The organism is Streptomyces sp. NBC_01267 (assembly GCF_036241575.1).
Classification (GTDB): Bacteria; Actinomycetota; Actinomycetes; order Streptomycetales; family Streptomycetaceae; genus Streptomyces.
In genome coordinates, this window is the sequence record NZ_CP108455.1 from 557,421 (window position 1) to 574,244 (window position 16,824).

The following is a 16,824-nucleotide window of genomic DNA, read 5'->3' on the forward strand; positions in this document are numbered from 1 at the left end:
CGGTACTCCCTGTCGACGACGGTGCCCCTCGGGTGGCCGCTACCGGTTCGCCGACTTCTGCCGTTCGTGGTGACGGGCCACCCTGGCGCGGTTCCCGCAGGACGGTTTGCACCACTCCTGACGCGGGTGTTCCTTGAGGAAGTAACGCACGCAGCGCGGGGCGTGGCAGGCGCGCAGCCGCTCGGCGTCCGGTCCGGACAGAAAGGCCACGGCGGCGCGGGCGAGCGCGGCGGTCAGCGCCTGGCGCTCCTCGCTGACGGCACAGGACGGCCGCAGTACGGCGACCGGTTCCCCGTCCTGCGGCCAGCGCAGGACGGGCACGGTGGGGACGGCCGCCGCCGCGGCGTTGATCCTGGCGAGCGCCTCCTCCGGGGGCAGCAGACGCCGGGCGTCGGCGGGGCTCGGCGCCGCCGGAGCGACCGCGCGGGCGAACAGCGCCCGGACGGCCGCGCGCAGCTCCCGGACCGCCGTGAGCGTCTCGGCGTCCGCGACGACGGCACCGGCGCCGGGCACCTCGGCCAGGACTTCGGCATGATCACGCACCCAGCGGCTCAGCCCCTCGGGGTGCTCCAGGTCATCGGCCACTCCCCCGTGTCCGTCGTGCCGGACGGTGAGGGCGAGATCGAGTACGAGAGTGCCGTCGGCCATGACCGTAATGCTAGCTCTGCCGATGACCATTAGGAACGGGCCCTGGGCCCCGCCCGACAGCGCCGACCGACAGCGCCGACCGACAGCTCCGCCCGACAGCCCCGTCCGACAGCCTCAGGTCAGATCGAAGTCGCCGTCGCGCGCACCCAGGACGAAGGCCCGCCATTCGCCGGGGTCGAAGATCAGCGACGGGCTGTCCGGCCTGCCGCCGTTGCGCATCGCGATGAACCCCTCGACGAAGGCGATCTGAACGTCGCCCCGCCCCTGGCTCCCCGACTGCCAGTCGGCGTCGGTGAGATCGAGATCCGGCTTGTCCCAGCCCACAAGGGGTCGCTGAGGGGTGGTGCTGTCGGCCACGTCCGTGCTCCTCCCGGTTCGTCGTCCGAGGCCACACTAGCGATCGGCGCGCCCGCCGGACAGGCCACGGCCGGCCGCAGTGACCGTGGCCGCGGCGGTCAGCCGGTGGGCGGTTCCGAGCCCACCAGCCACATGGAGAAGAACTGCGAGCCACCGCCGTAGGCGTGCCCGAGCGCCTTGCGGGCACCGTCCACCTGGTGCTCCCCGGCCTGTCCGCGCACCTGCAGAGCCGCCTCGGCGAACCTGATCATGCCGGAGGCGCCGATGGGGTTGGTGGAGAGAACACCCCCCGAGGGGTTCACCGGAAGGTCTCCGTCGAGTTCGGTGACGCCGGACTCGGTGAGTTTCCAGCCCTCGCCCTCGGCGGCGAATCCCAGGTTCTCCAGCCACATCGGCTCGTACCAGGAGAACGGCACGTACATCTCGACGGCGTCGATCTCCCGGCGCGGGTCGGTGATACCGGCCTGCCGGTACACATCGGCCGCGCAGTCCTTGCCCGCCTGCGGTGACACGAAGTCCTTGCCCGCGAACAGCGTCGGCTCGCTGCGCATGGCACCGCCGTGCACCCAGGCGGGCGGCTGCGGTGAACGGGCCGCGCCCGCACGGTCGGTGAGGACCATCGCGCAGGCGCCGTCCGACGAGGGGCAGGTCTCGGAGTACCGGATCGGGTCCCAGAGCATCGGCGACGCCTGGACCTTCTCCAGGGTGATGTCCTTCTCGTGGAGATGCGCGTAGGGGTTCTTCAGCGCGTTGCGGCGGTCCTTGTACGCGACGAGCGAGCCCACGGTGTCGGGGGCTCCGGCCCGGCGCATGTACGCCCGCACGTGCGGGGCGAAGAATCCGCCCGCACCGGCGAGCAGGGGCTGCTGGAAGGGAACGGGCAGGGAGAGCCCCCACATGGCGTTGGACTCGGACTGCTTCTCGAAGGCGAGGGTGAGAACGGTCCGGTGCACCCGGGCCGCGACCAGGTTGGACGCGACGAGCGCGGTGGATCCGCCCACCGAGCCCGCCGTGTGCACCCGCATCATCGGCTTGCCGACGGCGCCCAGCGCGTCGGCGAGGTAGAGCTCGGGCATCATCACGCCCTCGAAGAAGTCCGGCGCCTTGCCGATGACGACCGCGTCGATGTCCGACCACGTCAACTGGGCGTCGTCGAGCGCCCGTCGGGCGGCCTCGCGGACCAGCCCGGCGATGGACACGTCGTGCCGGGCCGCGACATGGTGGGTCTGGCCGATACCGACGACCGCGACGGGTTCCTTGTGCGCCGCGCTCCGGGACCCGGCCGCGCCCTGCGGACCCGCTGCACCCCGCGGACCCGCTGCACCTTGCCGACTCACTGCGCCTTGCGGACTCGCTGCACCTTGCGGACTCACTGCGCCTTGTGGACTCACTGGGCCTCTCCTTCGAGGACGGCGACCAGGTTCTGTTGCAGACAGGGGCCGGACGTGGCGTGGGCCAGGGCGCGGTCGGACTCGCCCCGGTGGATCCGGGCCGCTGCCTCGCCGAGCCGGATGAGCCCGGCCGCCATGACGGGGTTGGCGGCGAGCGCGCCGCCCGACGGGTTGACGCGGACGTCGTCGCCGAGGTCCAGCGCCTTGCGCAGCACGACTTCCTGGGAGGAGAACGGGGCGTGCAGTTCGGCGGTGTCCACCGGGCGTTCGAAGGCCCCGGCGCGCTCGGCGGCGAGCCGGGCGGACGGCGAGTCGGTGAGGTCGCGCACGCCCAGGCTGTGCGCCTCGATGCGGTGGTCCATCCCGCGGATCCAGGCGGGCCGTCCGCACAGCTCACGGGCCCGGTCCCCCGCGGCGAGGACGACGGCCGCCGCGCCGTCCCCGACGGGCGGGCAGTCGCCGGTGCGCAGCGGCTGTACGACATAGCCGCCCTGCGGCCGGGCGCCGCGCAGTTGGGCATGCGGGTTGTCCGCGGCGGCGCCCCGGCTGCGGGCCGCGATCTCGGCGAGCGCCGGTTCCCCGGTGTCCCCCGCGTCGATCAGTGCCTGTGCCTGGAGCGCGGCGAGCGCCACCGAGTCGGGCCAGAGCGGCGCGACGTAGTACGGGTCGAGCTGCCGGGTCAGTACGTCCCTGACCACGCCGGGCGAGGACTTGCCGTACGAGTAGACGAGCGCGGTGTCCGCCTCGCCGGTGAGCAGTTTGACCCAGGCCTCGTACAGCGCCCAGGCCCCGTCCATCTCCACATGGGACTCCGAGATGGGCGGCCAGGCACCGACCCCGTCGAGCGTCATGGTGAAGGAGAAGGCCCGTCCGGCGAGGTAGTCGCTCGACCCGGAGCAGGTGAAGTCGATGTCGCTCGCCTTCAGCCCGGTCTGCGCGAGGACGCCGTGCAGGACGGGCATCACCATCTCGACCTCGGAGAGGTCGTCGGTGCTCCGCCGGTGGTCGGTCTGCGCGAAGGCGACGATCGCGACCTCTCGCATCAGATCAGCTCCTTGTAGGTGTCGTAGTCGGCGTCGGGCTCGCCGGTGGGCCGGTAGTGGTCGGGGAAGCGCCCGCCCTCGGTCCACACCGGTTCGACGCGCAGCCCCATCCGCACCTGGTCGTACGGGATGCCGCCGATGCGGCCGTGCAGCGGGAGGCCGGCTCCGTCCAGCGCGATGTGCCCGTAGACGTAGGGCACTTCGATGTCGAGACCGCGGGCCTTGATGTTGACGATGCAGTACGTCGTGAGGGTGCCCGCGGGGCCGACCTCGACCTGCTCGTCCGTCGCGACTCCGCAGGTGGGGCAGGCGCCGCGCGGAGGTACGTACACCTTGCGGCAGGACGGGCAGCGCTCGCCGACGGTCTTGCGTCCGGCGAGGGCGTTGATGTAGTCGCTCTGGGCGCGGCCGGGGCTGTAGACGTAGTCGAGGCGAGCCTGCGCGATGATGCCGGTGACCGTGTCCTCGAACTCGCCGGTGTGCGGGGTCGCGGCGCCGGGCTCGCCCTCGTACGGCTCGAAGCAGGCGATGTCCGTGATGGCGCCGGTGCGTTCACCGGCCCAGCGGATGCGGACCCGCTGCCCGGTGCGGACGGCGTCGGGGCCCGTCGCGTCGAGGACGTGGAGCAGCGCGGTGTCGGCTCCGTCGAGTTTCACCAGCACCCAGGCGAACGGGGTGGCCAGCGGCTGGTCGCGCCGCGGGTCCGGATTCCAGGCCCAGGTGGTGACCGTCCCGGTCGGGGCCACCTCGACGAGGTCGCGTATCTCGTCGGCGGTGACCGGGTCGTACTCGACCGGGGGTACCAGGACCTTGCCGTCGCTGGTCCGCACCCCCAGGACGGTGCGCTCGCGCAGTCCGGTCAGGAAGGCGCTCTGCACGGGCCCGAGGGAGCGGGTGAAGGGGAACTCGACGACGAGGGGGGCGCGGAGCACCTCCGGTGAGGGAGCGGCTGTCATGGGTGGGCTCCAATTTCTCCGCGGCGGGCGGGGGTAGCTCCGGCGGCGCCGGAGGGGAGGGCGGGGCATGAGGAAGGGGGGCGAGGACGTCCCGGGGTCAGGCCCGGCGGTAGACCGGCGGGCGCTTCTCGGCGAAGGCCCGGGAGCCCTCCTTGGCGTCGGCCGTGTCGAACACCGGCCATCCACGGGCCAGTTCGGCCTTCAGCCCCTCGGTCTCGGTCAGCTCGGCGGTCTCGTACACCGACGCCTTGACGGCCTCGACGGCGAGCGGCCCGCAGTCGTTGATCTGTCCGGCGATCTCCAGGGCCTTCTCCAGTGCGGTGCCGTCGGGGACGACATGCCCGATGAGTCCGACGGCGGCGGCTTCGGCGGCGGTGTACGGGCGCCCGGTGAGCAGCATTTCCAGTGCGTGGGTACGGGGGATCTGGCGCTGGAGCCGGACGGTCGAACCGCCGATCGGGAACAGCCCCCGCTTGACCTCGAAGAGGCCGAAGGTGGCGCTCTCGCCACCGACCCGGATGTCGGTGCCCTGAAGGATTTCCGTGCCGCCCGCGACGCAGTACCCCTCGACCGCGGCGATCACCGGTTTCCGCGGGCGGTGGTGGCGGAGCATCGCCTTCCAGTGCAGATCGGGGTCGGCCTTCAACCGGTCCCGGTACTGGTCGCCCTCCATTCCGCGGCCCGCGAGGGCCTTGAGGTCCATGCCCGCGCAGAACGCGCCGCCCGCTCCGGTGAGTACCACCGAGCGGACCGTGTCGTCCTCGTCGGCCTCCAGCCAGCCGTCGTACAGGCCGACCAGCATCGGCAGCGAGAGCGCGTTCTTCGCCTCGGGCCTGTTCAGAGTGAGCACAAGTGTGGCGCCTTCACGCCGCACGGTGAGGTGTTCGGTACCACCCATGACCGTCCTCCCGTCTCAAGACGTAGAACAGGTTGCAGGAGGTGGGGTTCCAGTTCAATAGTTTTCTGACACTCAGTCAGATTTCTTCGCGGGGCCTCTTCCCACTTTCCGTGCGCGGCGCTGTAATGACCGGCGGGTCACTGGACGCCGGCGTCAGGAGAAGTGGTGGAGTACAACCTTGCCGACCTGTTCGAGTCCGTCGTCGACGCGGTCCCGGACCGCGAGGCACTCGTCTTCATCGACCACCCCGGCACGGGGGCGGAGCGCAGACTCACCTATGCCGAACTGGACACCGCGGCCAACCGCATCGCGCACCATCTGATCGACAGCGGCATCGGCCCCGGCGAGCATCTGGGGCTCCACCTCTACAACGGGGTGGAGTACCTGCAGACGGTGCTCGGCTGCCTCAAGGCGCGCATCGTGCCGGTCAACGTCAACTACCGTTACGTGGAAGACGAGTTGGTCTACCTCTACCGCGACGCCGATCTCGCGGCGCTGGTCTTCGACGCGGAGTTCACCGAGCGGGTGGCGGCTGCCCTGCCGCAGACGGAGAAGCTGCGCCATCTCGTACGGGTCGGGGCGCCTCCCGAGGGGGCGCCGGAGCCCGGGATCGCGCCGGTGGCGTATGCGGAGGCCGAGGCGGCGGGAGCGCCCGGACGCGGCTTCGGACCCCGGTCCGCGGACGACCAGTTCATCATCTACACCGGGGGCACCACGGGGATGCCCAAGGGGGTGATGTGGCGTGCGGAGGACCTGTTCTTCTCCGGGCTCGGCGGCGGCGCCCCGACGGGTGAGCCGGTCGGCACGCCGGAGGAGCTGGCCGAGCGGGTGGCCGCGGGCGGCGACGGGATCACCTTCTTCCCCACGCCCCCGCTGATGCACGGCACCTCCACCCTCACCGCCTTCATCGCCCTGAACTTCGGTCAGCGCATCGTCATCCACCGGAAGTTCGTGCCCGACGAGGTGCTCCGTACGATCGAGAAGGAGAAGGTCACCAGCGTGTCGCTGGTCGGCGACGCGATGCTGCGCCCGCTGGTCGACGCCCTCCGGGGGCCGCTCGAAGGCACGGACTGCTCGGCGCTGTTCAGCGTCTCCAGCTCGGGCGCGATCATGTCGGACACGGTGCGCGCGCAGTTCCAGGAACTCGTGCCGAACGCCATGCTGCTCAACAACTTCGGTTCGTCGGAGTCCGGGTTCAACGGCACCGCGACACCCGACTCGGGCCCGGACAAGGGGTTCAGGCTGCGGATGAACTCCCGTACGGCGGTGGTCGATCCGGCCACGTACCGCCGGGTCGCCGTCGGGGAGGTGGGCCGGATCGCCCAGCGCGGGCATGTCCCGCTCGGCTACTACAACGACCCGAAGAAGACCGCGGAGACCTTCTTCGAGGCCGACGGGGAGCGCTGGGTGCTGCTCGGTGACATGGCAACCGTCGACGAGGAGGGCATCGTCACCGTCCTGGGGCGTGGCTCGCAGTGCATCAACACCGGCGGCGAGAAGGTGTATCCGGAAGAGGTCGAGCAGGCGCTCAAGTCCCACCCCGATGTGTACGACGCCCTGGTGGCCGGGGTGCCGGACGCCAAGTGGGGCAACCATGTGGCGGCCGTGGTGCAGGTGCGCTCCGGGGCGGACGAGCCCAGCCTCGACGAGATCCAGGCCCACTGCCGCACCAGGATCGCCGGATACAAGGTCCCCCGCCAGCTGGTGATCGCGCCGGAGATCCAGCGGTCGCCGAGCGGCAAGGCCGACTACCGCTGGGCGCGCGGGGTGGCGGTGGCGGCCGAATAGGGTCTGCCCGGCCGGCCCTTGCCGGGCCCGCGGAACGTCGCACGGCAGGCGCTCGGGGACACCCCGAGCGCCTCGTGCAGATGGACACGAAACACCTTCGGCTCGTACGCGCCGCTCCGGGTCGCTGTCGGAGCTGCGTGCGGGGCGGCCACCTGCTGTCGCTGCTGATCGCGCGACCGGCCGCGGCCTCGCGTCCCTCAGCCGCAGACCGACCGCAGTGAGCGGGCCAGCGCCACCGTGTGCAGGGTGTCCAGCCGCTCGGTGCGACGCGCGTGCAGGGCCGAGAGCGCCAGTCCGGCGCCGCAGAACGGTGCGGCGCGGTCGGCCGACGCGTCGGCGACCGCCCGGACGAGCGCGCCGTTGACACGGTTGATCTCGGCGCGCACCACGGCCAGGTCCGGCCGCCGGGCCGGGGCCTTCGACGGCTCGGCGTCCCAGGCACGGATGAGTGCGCGCTGCACGTCCTTGTTCGCCTCGATCTGGTCCCGGAAGATCCGCCGGGTCGCTCCGGGGTCCACCCCCAGCCCGCGCACCTGCCGCGCCGCCGCGTCGAGGACCGACCGCTCCCGGGCCGGGTCGTCGACGGGGCTGCCCGTTCCGTACTTGGCTGCGGCCACCAGGTCGGCGGTGCGCAGCCGCTGGGCGGAGAGTGCGGCGACCGGATCGAGCCGGGCAACGGTTCCCGCGGGAGTACCGGGGCCCGGCGCCGCGGCAGCCGGTCCGGCCCCGGCGCTCAGCACGGCTGCCACGGCGCCCGCGGCCAGCACGGCGACAAGTGGTGTGGTCAGCTGCACGGTTCGCCCCTTGATCGGCCGGTTCGGCCTCGATCGTAGGGGCGTTGCCCACCACTCCCCCGGGAGGACGCGCGCCGCCGGGAGTCCCCGCACATCCCTTGACGCCCCACCCCGCTCCTGAATTACTGATCACGAACAGATCGACCGAATGATCGGTCGTCCGGTTGGGACGGGAGTGACCCCATGGCAGCTCTGCTGGACGCGGCGGAACGGCTCAGTCGTGAAGAGCTCGAAGCACTGCAGACCGAGCGCCTGCGCGCCTCGCTGCGGCACGCGTACGAGAACGTCGCCTTCTACCGCGAGTCCTTCGACCGGGCGGGGTTGCGCCCCGACGACTGCCGCACGCTCGCCGATCTCGCCCGTTTCCCGTTCACCGTCAAGGCCGATCTGCGCGACCACTACCCCTTCGGGATGTTCGCCGTACCGCAGGCCGACGTCCGCCGTATCCATGCCTCCAGCGGCACGACCGGCCGCCCGACGGTCGTCGGCTACACCGAAGGCGACCTGTCCACCTGGGCGGACCTGGTGGCCCGTTCGATCCGTGCGGCCGGCGGCCGGCCCGGTGACAAGGTGCATGTGGCGTACGGATACGGGCTGTTCACCGGCGGCCTCGGGGCGCATTACGGCGCCGAGCGGCTCGGCTGCACCGTGATCCCCGCGTCCGGCGGGATGACCTCACGTCAGGTTCAGCTGATCCAGGACTTCCGCCCCGAGATCATCATGGTGACGCCGACCTACCTGCTCACCCTGCTGGACGAGTTCGAACGTCAGGGCATCGACGCGCGGACCACCTCGCTCAAGGCCGGCATCCTGGGGGCCGAGCCGTGGACCGAGGAGATGCGGCGCGAGATCGAGGAGCGGTTCGCCATCGACGCCGTCGACATCTACGGGCTCTCGGAGGTCATGGGGCCCGGTGTCGCATCGGAGTGCGTCGAGACCAAGGACGGGCTCCACATCTGGGAGGACCACTTCTACCCCGAGGTCGTCGACCCGGTCACCGGTGAGGTCCTGCCGGACGGGGAGCAGGGGGAGCTGGTGTTCACCTCGCTCACCAAGGAGGCCATGCCGGTGATCCGCTACCGGACGCGCGACCTGACCCGGCTGCTGCCCGGCACGGCCAGGGTGTTCCGGCGAATGGAGCGGATCACCGGGCGCAGCGACGACCTGATCATCGTTCGGGGAGTGAACCTCTTCCCCACGCAGGTCGAGGAGATCCTGCTCCGTACGCCCGGTCTCGCCCCGCACTTCCAGCTGCGGCTGACCCGGGAGGGCCGGCTGGACGCGCTGACCGTACGGGTGGAGGCGCGGCCGGACGCCGCGCCCGGGATCCGGGCCGCGGCGGCCCGTAGCGTCGCCGCGGCCGTGAAGGAGTCCATCGGGGTCTCGGCCGGGGTGGAGGTCGTCGACCCCGAGGTGCTCGAACGGTCCGTCGGCAAGATCAGGCGGATCGTGGATCTGCGAAACGGTCCCGCAGCTCGCGCTTGAGGATCTTCCCGCTGGCGTTGCGCGGCAGACCATCGACGAAGAGCACCCGTTTCGGGGCCTTGAAGTGCGGAAGCTTCTCCCGGGTGTGGGCGAGCAGTTCGGCCTCGGTGACGTCGCCGCGCGCCACGACCACGGCGGTGACGGCCTCGATCCAGCGCTCGTCGGGCAGCCCGACGACCGCCGCCTCGGCGACGCCGGGGTGGGTGTAGAGCGCGTCCTCGACCTGGCGCGAAGCGACCAGTACGCCACCGGAGTTGATGACGTCCTTCACCCGGTCGACGACCGTGAAGTACCCCTGTGCGTCGCGCACGGCCAGGTCACCGGAGTGGAACCAGCCGTCGCGGAAGGCGTCCGCCGTCTCCTGCGGCTGGTCCCAGTAGCCTTCGCACAGCTGCGGGGAGCGGTAGACGACTTCGCCCGAGGTCCCGTCCGGCACCTCGGCGCCCTGCTCGTCGACCACCCTGGCCTCGACGAAGAGGACGGGCCTGCCGCAGGCGTCCATCCGGCCCTCGTGCTCGTCGGGGCCCAGGACCATGGCGAGCGGGCCGATCTCGCTCTGCCCGAAGCAGTTGGAGAAGCCCAGTCCCGGCAGGCGGGCGCGCAGCCGTCCCAGGACGGGCACCGGCATGATCGAGGCGCCGTAGAACGCCTTGCGGAGTCCGGTCAGATCACGGGACCCGAAGTCGGGGTGGTTCGCGAGGGCGATCCACACGGTGGGCGGGGCGAAGAGGCTGTCCGCGCGTCCCGACTCGACCAGGTCGAAGATCCGCGTGGCGTCGGGGGCGTCCAGGATCGTGTTCTCGGCGCCCACCGCGAGGTACGGCAGCAGGAAGACGTGCAGTTGGGCCGAGTGGTAGAGCGGCAGGGAGTGCAGCGGCCGGTCCGTCTCGTGCAGGCCCAGCGCGGTGATGGCGCTGACGTACTCGTGCACGAGTGCCCGGTGCGTCATCATCGCGCCCTTGGCGAGTGCGGTGGTGCCCGAGGTGTAGAGCAGTTGGACCAGGTCCTCGGCCTCGGGTTCGCGGTCCGGGGTGAAGGGCCGGGGCGTGGCCAGCTCGGCGAGCAGCGAGTCGTCGCTGTCGCGCAGCAGCCGTACCGCTACGCCTTCGGGGATCCGCGCCGCGAGGGCCGGATCGGTGAGGACCAGGGCGCTGCCCGACTGACCGAGGATGTACGCGAGGTCGTCACCGGTGAGGTTCTGGTTCACCGGGACGTGGATCAGGCCCGCGCGGGCGCAGGCGAGGAAGCCGATGAGGTAGGCGTCCGAGTTGTGGCCGTAGGAGGCGACCCGGTCGCCGGGGCGCAGGCCGTGCTCCGCCAGTACGGCGGCTGCGGTGGTGACCGCCTCGTCGAGCCGGGCGTAGGTCCACGAGCGGTCCCCGTAGTGGACCGCGGTGCGCTCGGGCACCCGCCTCGCGCTGCGGCGCAGGATTCCGTCGACTGTGCTGCTGCGTACACCTGTCATGGCGTGATCCTGCGGTTTGCCGGGGCGGGGGTCAAGGGAGAGGAAGGGGTCGGGTCTAGGGACGGACGGTGCGCGGGTGGGCCGAGGGGGCGCGCAGGCTCAGGGGCTGACGGCCAGGAAGACGAAGGCCGCGAAGAGTACGAGATGGATTCCGCCCTGCATCAGGGTCGCCCTGCCGGGGAGGATGGTCAGGGCGCTCACCACGACGGTGAGCGTGAGCAGCACCATGTGGGTGGCTCCCAGGCCGAGCAGCAGCGGTCCGGGGAGCCAGATCGATGCCAGGGCGATGGCGGGGACCGTCAGCCCGATGCTCGCCATCGCGGAGCCCAGCCCCAGGTTGAGGCTGGTCTGCACGCGGTCCCGGCGGGCCGCCCGTACAGCCGCGAGCGTTTCGGGCAGGAGCACGAGCAGCGCGATGACCACGCCGACGACCGCGTGCGGCAGCCCCGCCGCCTCGACGCCCGACTCCAGTGTCGGCGAGATCGCTTTGGCGTTGCCGACCACGGCGACGAGTGCGACCAGCAGCAGCCCCAGGCTCTGCAGGGCCACCCGTCTGCTCGGCGGCGGCGCGTGGCCGTCCGTGCCCTGGATCTCGCCCTGCTGGGTGAGCGGCAGGAAGTAGTCACGGTGGCGCACGGTCTGCACGGCGACGAAGAGGCCGTACAGACAGAGCGAGGAGATCGCGGCGAAGGCCAGCTGCGGTCCGGAGAATTCCGGGCCGGGCTTGCTCGTGGTGAAGGTCGGCAGGACCAGGGTGAGGGTGGCCAGGGCGGCGACGGAGGACAGCGCGGTACCCGATCCCTCGGCGTTGAAGACGGCGAGGCCGCGGCGTAACGCCCCGACGAGCAGGGAGAGGCCGATGATGCCGTTGCACGTGATCATCACGGCGGCGAAGACGGTGTCCCGGGCGAGCGAGGAGTACTTGGTGCCCCCGTCGGCCATCAGGGTGACGATCAGCGCGACCTCGATGACGGTGACGGCCACGGCGAGCACCAGGGACCCGAAGGGCTCCCCCACCCGGTGGGCGATCACCTCCGCGTGGTGCACGGCGGCCAGCACCGCTCCGGCCAGGCACAGCGCCACCAGGACCACGGCGAACACCGGCAGGTGGCGGCCCCAGCTGAAGATCAGGGCCACCACCGCGACCACGGGGACCACTACGGTCCACTGTTCCGCCAGTGTCCGGCTCGGCGCTCTCATGAGGCCACGCTGACAGAGGTGATCAGCTGTCGCCCGGTGAGCGTCCCCGCCGGGCCCGGCGGTTCACAGCGCGCGCTGGTGGCCCTCCCAGTACGGGTCGCGCAGACGCCTCTTGTAGAGCTTGCCGTTGGGGTCGCGCGGCATCGCCTCGGTGAAGTCGACGCTCTTCGGGCGTTTGTATCCGGCGAGCAGGGTCTCGCAGTGCGTGAGGATCTCGGCGGCGAGGGCCGCTCCGGGCTCGTGTCCCTCGGCGGGTTCGACGACGGCCTTCACCTCCTCGCCCCAGTCGGCGTGCGGTATGCCGAAGGCCGCGGCGTCGGCGACCGCCGGGTGGGTGAGCAGCGCGGACTCGATCTCGGCCGGGTAGATGTTGACGCCACCGGAGATGATCATGTCGATCTTGCGGTCGCGGAGGAAGAGATAGCCGTCCTCGTCGAGGATGCCGAGGTCGCCGACGGTGAAGAAGTCACCGATGCGGTTCTTCTTCGTCTTGGATTCGTCCTTGTGGTAGCTGAACCCGCCGGTGGACATCTTCATGTACACGGTGCCGAGTTCGCCGGGCGGCAGCCGGTTCCCGTCGTCGTCGAAGACGGCTAGTTCACTGATGGGCCAGGCCTTGCCGACCGTGCCGGGCTTCTTCAGCCAGTCGTCGGCGGTGGCGAAGGCGCCGCCGCCCTCGCTGGCCGCGTAGTACTCCTCGACGCACCGCCCCCACCAGTCGATCATCGCCCGCTTGACGTGGTCGGGGCACGGCGCCGCCCCGTGGATGGCGTGGCGCATCGCCGTCACGTCGTAGCGCTGCTTGACCTCGTCGGGCAGCGCCAGGAGGCGGTGGAACTGGGTCGGCACCATGTGGGTATGCGTGCACCGGTACGCGTCCATCTGGCGCAGCATGTCCTCCGGGGTCCATTTGTCCATCAGGACCAGCGGGTGGCCGATGTGCAGGGCCGCTCCCGCGAACTGGAGTACGGCGGTGTGGTAGAGCGGCGAGCAGACCAGATGGACGTTGCCGTCGAAGGGCCGGATGCCGAAGATCCCGAGGAATCCACCGAGGTAGGTCTCCTCGGGCAGCTTGCCGGGCAGCGGGCGGCGGATGCCGCGGGGCCGCCCCGTGGTGCCCGAGGTGTAGTTCATGACCCAGCCGAGGGTGCGGTCCTCGGGTACGGATTCGGGCTGCCCGCCCGGGAGTTGGGCGTAGGGGCGGAATCCGGGGATGTCACCGACGGCGTAGCGGTGGTCGGCGGGCAGTCCGGCTTCCTCCGCGGCGGCCACGGCGGCCTCCGCGAACCGCTCGTGGGCGATGAGGACCTTCGCCCCCGAGTCGGAGACGATCCAGGCGATTTCCGGGCCGACGAAGTGGTGGTTGACGGGGACCAGGTAGAAACCGGCCTGGGAGGCGGCGAGGTACGCGGTGAGGAACTCGACGCCGTTCGGCAGTACGACCGCGAAGGCGTCACCGCGTTCGAGACCGGCGGCGCGCAGCCCGTGCACCAGCTGGTTGGCGGACGCGTGCAGTTGTCCGGCGCTCCACTGCGCGCCGTCGGGCGCGGTCAGTACCGTACGGCCGGGGTCGGCTGCGGCCTGGGCCCAGAAGCCGTTGGGGTTCTCGTTCTGCGACGCCATCACTGACTCCGTCCGGCGATGCGGTTGATGCGGTCGACGGCCCGCTCGAAGCCGCGCGTCAGATCGTCGAAGACCGCCTGCACACTGCGCTCGGAGTTCATCCGGCCGACGATCTGGCCGACGGGGGTGCCGAGCAGCGGGTCGGTCTCGTACTTCTGGATTCGGGAGATGGCGTCGGCGACGAGCAGCCCCTGGAGCGGCATGGGCAGGGTGCCGGGGCCGCTGGGGTCGTCCCAGGCGTCGGTCCATTCGGTACGCAGCTGGCGGGCGGGCTTGCCGGTGAGGGCGCGGGAGCGCACGGTGTCGCCGGAGCCCGCGTCGAGGAGTTTCCGGGTGAGGGCGCGGGAGTGCATCTCGGCCTCGGTGGTGGTGAGCCAGAGCGAGCCGAGCCACACCCCCTGGGCGCCCAGCGCGATGCCCGCCGCGATCTGTTCCCCGCTGCCGATGCCTCCGGCTGCCAGGACGGGCAACGGGGACACGGCGTCGACCACTTCGGGTGTGAGCACCATGGAAGCGATGTCGCCGGTGTGGCCGCCCGCCTCGTACCCCTGCGCGACGACGACGTCGATGCCCGCTTCGGCGTGCCGCCGGGCGTGCTTGGCGCTGCCTGCCAGGGCTGCGACCAGGACGTCGTGCCGGTGGGCGCGCTCGATGACGTCGGCGGGCGGGGAGCCGAGGGCGTTGGCGAGGAGTCTGACGGGGTAGTCGAACGCGACGTCGAGCTGGTTGCGGGCGACCTGCTCCATCCAGCCGGTGATGCGCCAGCCGGAGACGTCGCCCTCGGCCAGTTCGGGGACGCCGTACTTGGCGAGGGTGTCCCGGACGAACTGGCGGTGTCCCTCCGGGATCATCGCCTCGACCTCGGCCTCGGTCACCCCCTCCACCTTCTTGGCCGGCATCACGACGTCGAGGCCGTACGGCAGCCCGTCGGTGTGCTCCTGCATCCAGTCGAGATCACGCGCCAGATCGTCGGGGGCGGTGTAGCGGACCGCTCCGAGTACGCCGAATCCGCCGGCCCTGGTGATGGCGGCGGCCACGGCGGGGAAGGGCGTGAAGCCGAAGATGGCGTGCTCGATCCCCAGTTTCTTACTCAGCTCCGTCTCCATGGGGCGCAGGATGCCCCAGCGGAGCGACCGAGGGAAGAGATTTTCTGATGCTGTGTCAGATTCTTTGACGCACCGGCCCCTTGAGACCCCGGGAACAACGGAGCACCGGGGACACGCGGGGCGAGGGTTGACAGCCTCGCACTGATGGCAGAAAGTTTCCGCAGTTGATCGAGGCGCCGAAAGATACTTTCAAGGAGTGCTGTGATGAGCGCGAACGCAAGGGGCGGGGACCTCAGCAGACGTCGGCTCGGTGGCGGAATGCTGGCCCTGGGTGGCGCACTCGCTCTCGCGTCACTGCCCGCGGGACCGGCCGCCGCGGTCACCGGAGCCGCCACGGGCGCCGGAGCCCCTGGCGGATCCAGCCGTCCGACGCTGCGGCGCGGCACCGCGGAGCAGGCCGGGCTGCTGCCCCACCACCTGGAACTGCTCGTGAAGGACGCCGTGACGTTCCTCGGCCCCTCCCCCAAGCACCCGTGGTACGCGAGCGCCGTACTGCTGGCCGGACGCGGGGGCACGGTCGCGCTGCACCAGCCGATCGGGCAGGCGGTGCGGTACTCGGCGTACGACGAGAAGTCCGACACCGGCGTCGAGTTCCCGGCGGACCAGCAGATCCCGGCGGCCGACGACACCCTCTACGACCTGGCGTCCGTCTCCAAGCTGTTCACCTCGCTCCTGGCGGTGCAGCAGATCGAGCGCGGCGCGCTGGAACTGACGGCGAAGGTGGCCTCGTACCTCCCGGAGTTCGGAGCCGCGGGCAAGCAGGACGTGACGGTGCGCCAACTGCTCACGCACACCTCGGGGTTCCGCGCGACGCTGGCCCTCTACAAGGAGCCGACGCGGGAGGGGAAGCTGCGGCTGCTGTGGAACGAGGCGCCGATCAGTGCCCCCGGCACCGCGTACCTCTACTCCGACCTCAATCTCATCTCCGTGCAACTGGTCCTGGAGAAGATCACCGGCCGGACCCTGGACGTGCTGCTCCACGACGAGATCACCGCTCCGCTCGGAATGCACCGCACCCGTTACAACCCGCCCGCCGCCTGGAAGCCGAAGATCGCCGCCACCGAGGACGCCCGGCTGCCCTGGTCGGGACTCGACCGCGGGCTCGTGTGGGGCGAGGTGCACGACGAGAACGCCTACAGCCTCGGCGGCGTCGCCGGTCATGCCGGAGTCTTCTCCTGCGCCTGGGACCTGGCGGTCCTCGCCCGCACCCTGCTGAACGGCGGCGCGTACGGAAAGGCCCGCATCCTCGGCGCGGAGTCGGTCGATCTGCTGTTCACCGACTTCAACACCGACTTCCCCGGCGACAACCACGGCCTGGGATTCGAGCTCTACCAGCACTGGTACATGGGGGCGCTGGCCACCCCGCGCACCGCGGGCCACACCGGATTCACCGGCACCAGCCTGGTGCTCGACCCGTCCACCGATTCCTTCCTGATCGTGCTGGGCAACTCGGTCCATCCGGTGCGCAACTGGCGTACCGGAAGCGCGCCCCGGGTCGCCGCGGGCAACCATCTGGCCCGAGCCGTGCCCGTGCGGCCCCCGCACGGGCGCACCGCGTGGTTCTCCGGGATGGAGAGCGCCACGACCGCCACGCTCACACTGCCCGGCCTCGGTCCGGTGTCGGAGCGGGCGCACCTCAGCGCCTCCGTCTGGTGGGACACCGAGCCGCACTCCGACTTCCTGCGCCTGGAGGCTTCCGCGGACGCCGGAGCGACCTGGCAGCCGGTGCCGTTCTCCACCACCCGCAAGGGCCAGGGCCCCGAGTCGCATCCGACGGGCTCGGTGGACGGGTGGTCCGGACGTGTCTGGCACCGGTTGGACGCGGACCTGACGGCGTGGCACGGCAAGGAGATCCGGCTGCGCTGGCGGTACACCACCGATCCGCTGTACGTCGGCCGCGGCACGTACGTCGACGCGATCCTGGTCGAGGACGGCCGGCGTACGGTCTTCGACGGGACGCGGACCCGCGACGCCTCCCTGATCGAGGCGGTGGGCTGGACCCGGTCCGCCGACTGACACCGTCCGGTGACCTCCGGTGACGGCCGGTCAGGAGGGCTTTCCCGCAAGGGT

14 protein-coding genes are annotated in these 16,824 nt (G+C 71.2%); 3 read left to right on the forward strand and 11 right to left on the reverse strand.

Annotation, left to right across the window (positions count from 1 at the left end):
* Positions 1-39: 39 nt before the first annotated feature.
* The 6 genes from OG709_RS02740 to OG709_RS02765 form a co-directional block, all read right to left on the reverse strand.
* Positions 40-648: a CGNR zinc finger domain-containing protein gene (locus OG709_RS02740; protein ID WP_326695379.1), complete on the reverse strand. Its 609-nt coding sequence runs from the start codon at positions 646-648 to the stop codon at positions 40-42.
* A 114-nt stretch (positions 649-762) separates the two neighbouring features.
* The gene (locus tag OG709_RS02745) at positions 763-1,005 is read right to left on the reverse strand and encodes a DUF397 domain-containing protein (protein WP_250300237.1); all 243 of its coding nucleotides are present in this window, start codon (positions 1,003-1,005) and stop codon (positions 763-765) included.
* Positions 1,006-1,103: 98 nt separating this feature from the next.
* Positions 1,104-2,342: a thiolase domain-containing protein gene (locus OG709_RS02750; RefSeq protein WP_266644427.1), complete on the reverse strand. Its 1,239-nt coding sequence runs from the start codon at positions 2,340-2,342 to the stop codon at positions 1,104-1,106.
* A gap of 50 nt (positions 2,343-2,392) precedes the next feature.
* Complete coding sequence (locus OG709_RS02755; RefSeq protein ID WP_250300239.1) at positions 2,393-3,439, reverse strand: thiolase domain-containing protein; 1,047 nt, start codon at positions 3,437-3,439, stop codon at positions 2,393-2,395.
* Complete coding sequence (locus OG709_RS02760) at positions 3,439-4,395, reverse strand: Zn-ribbon domain-containing OB-fold protein (RefSeq protein WP_266644425.1); 957 nt, start codon at positions 4,393-4,395, stop codon at positions 3,439-3,441. Before OG709_RS02760 ends, OG709_RS02755 begins: the two co-directional genes overlap by 1 nt.
* Before the next feature lie 97 nt (positions 4,396-4,492).
* Positions 4,493-5,293: a crotonase/enoyl-CoA hydratase family protein gene (locus tag OG709_RS02765; RefSeq protein ID WP_250300243.1), complete on the reverse strand. Its 801-nt coding sequence runs from the start codon at positions 5,291-5,293 to the stop codon at positions 4,493-4,495.
* Positions 5,294-5,458: 165 nt separating this feature from the next.
* Here OG709_RS02765 and OG709_RS02770 point away from each other — a divergent pair, with 165 nt between their 5' ends.
* Positions 5,459-7,081: an acyl-CoA synthetase gene (locus OG709_RS02770; protein WP_250300245.1), complete on the forward strand. Its 1,623-nt coding sequence runs from the start codon at positions 5,459-5,461 to the stop codon at positions 7,079-7,081.
* A gap of 197 nt (positions 7,082-7,278) precedes the next feature.
* On the opposite strand, the gene aroQ is transcribed toward OG709_RS02770, so the two are convergent.
* A complete protein-coding gene (gene aroQ / locus OG709_RS02775) occupies positions 7,279-7,875 on the reverse strand; it encodes a gamma subclass chorismate mutase AroQ (protein WP_250300247.1) in 597 nt (198 codons plus the stop codon).
* A gap of 183 nt (positions 7,876-8,058) precedes the next feature.
* Here aroQ and paaK point away from each other — a divergent pair, with 183 nt between their 5' ends.
* Positions 8,059-9,360 carry a phenylacetate--CoA ligase PaaK gene (gene paaK / locus OG709_RS02780; protein WP_329164650.1) on the forward strand — a complete coding sequence of 434 codons (1,302 nt, stop codon included), beginning with the start codon at positions 8,059-8,061 and terminating at the stop codon, positions 9,358-9,360.
* Here the strand turns inward: paaK and OG709_RS02785 are convergent.
* The 4 genes from OG709_RS02785 to OG709_RS02800 form a co-directional block, all read right to left on the reverse strand.
* Positions 9,314-10,825 (reverse strand): acyl-CoA synthetase, encoded by a 1,512-nt coding sequence (locus OG709_RS02785; protein WP_250300251.1) that lies wholly within the window; start codon positions 10,823-10,825, stop codon positions 9,314-9,316. The two genes, paaK and OG709_RS02785, sit on opposite strands and share 47 nt — an antisense overlap.
* 99 nt (positions 10,826-10,924) lie before the next feature.
* The gene (locus tag OG709_RS02790) at positions 10,925-12,025 is read right to left on the reverse strand and encodes a calcium:proton antiporter (protein ID WP_329164652.1); all 1,101 of its coding nucleotides are present in this window, start codon (positions 12,023-12,025) and stop codon (positions 10,925-10,927) included.
* A 63-nt stretch (positions 12,026-12,088) separates the two neighbouring features.
* Entirely contained in the window at positions 12,089-13,648 is a 1,560-nt protein-coding gene (locus OG709_RS02795) for an acyl-CoA synthetase (RefSeq protein ID WP_266644419.1), read from the reverse strand.
* Complete coding sequence (locus OG709_RS02800) at positions 13,648-14,754, reverse strand: NAD(P)H-dependent flavin oxidoreductase (protein WP_250300256.1); 1,107 nt, start codon at positions 14,752-14,754, stop codon at positions 13,648-13,650. Before OG709_RS02800 ends, OG709_RS02795 begins: the two co-directional genes overlap by 1 nt.
* Positions 14,755-14,958: 204 nt before the next feature.
* Between OG709_RS02800 and OG709_RS02805 the strand changes: the two genes are divergently transcribed.
* Positions 14,959-16,770: a serine hydrolase gene (locus OG709_RS02805; protein WP_329164654.1), complete on the forward strand. Its 1,812-nt coding sequence runs from the start codon at positions 14,959-14,961 to the stop codon at positions 16,768-16,770.
* The last annotated feature ends 54 nt before the right edge of the window (positions 16,771-16,824 follow it).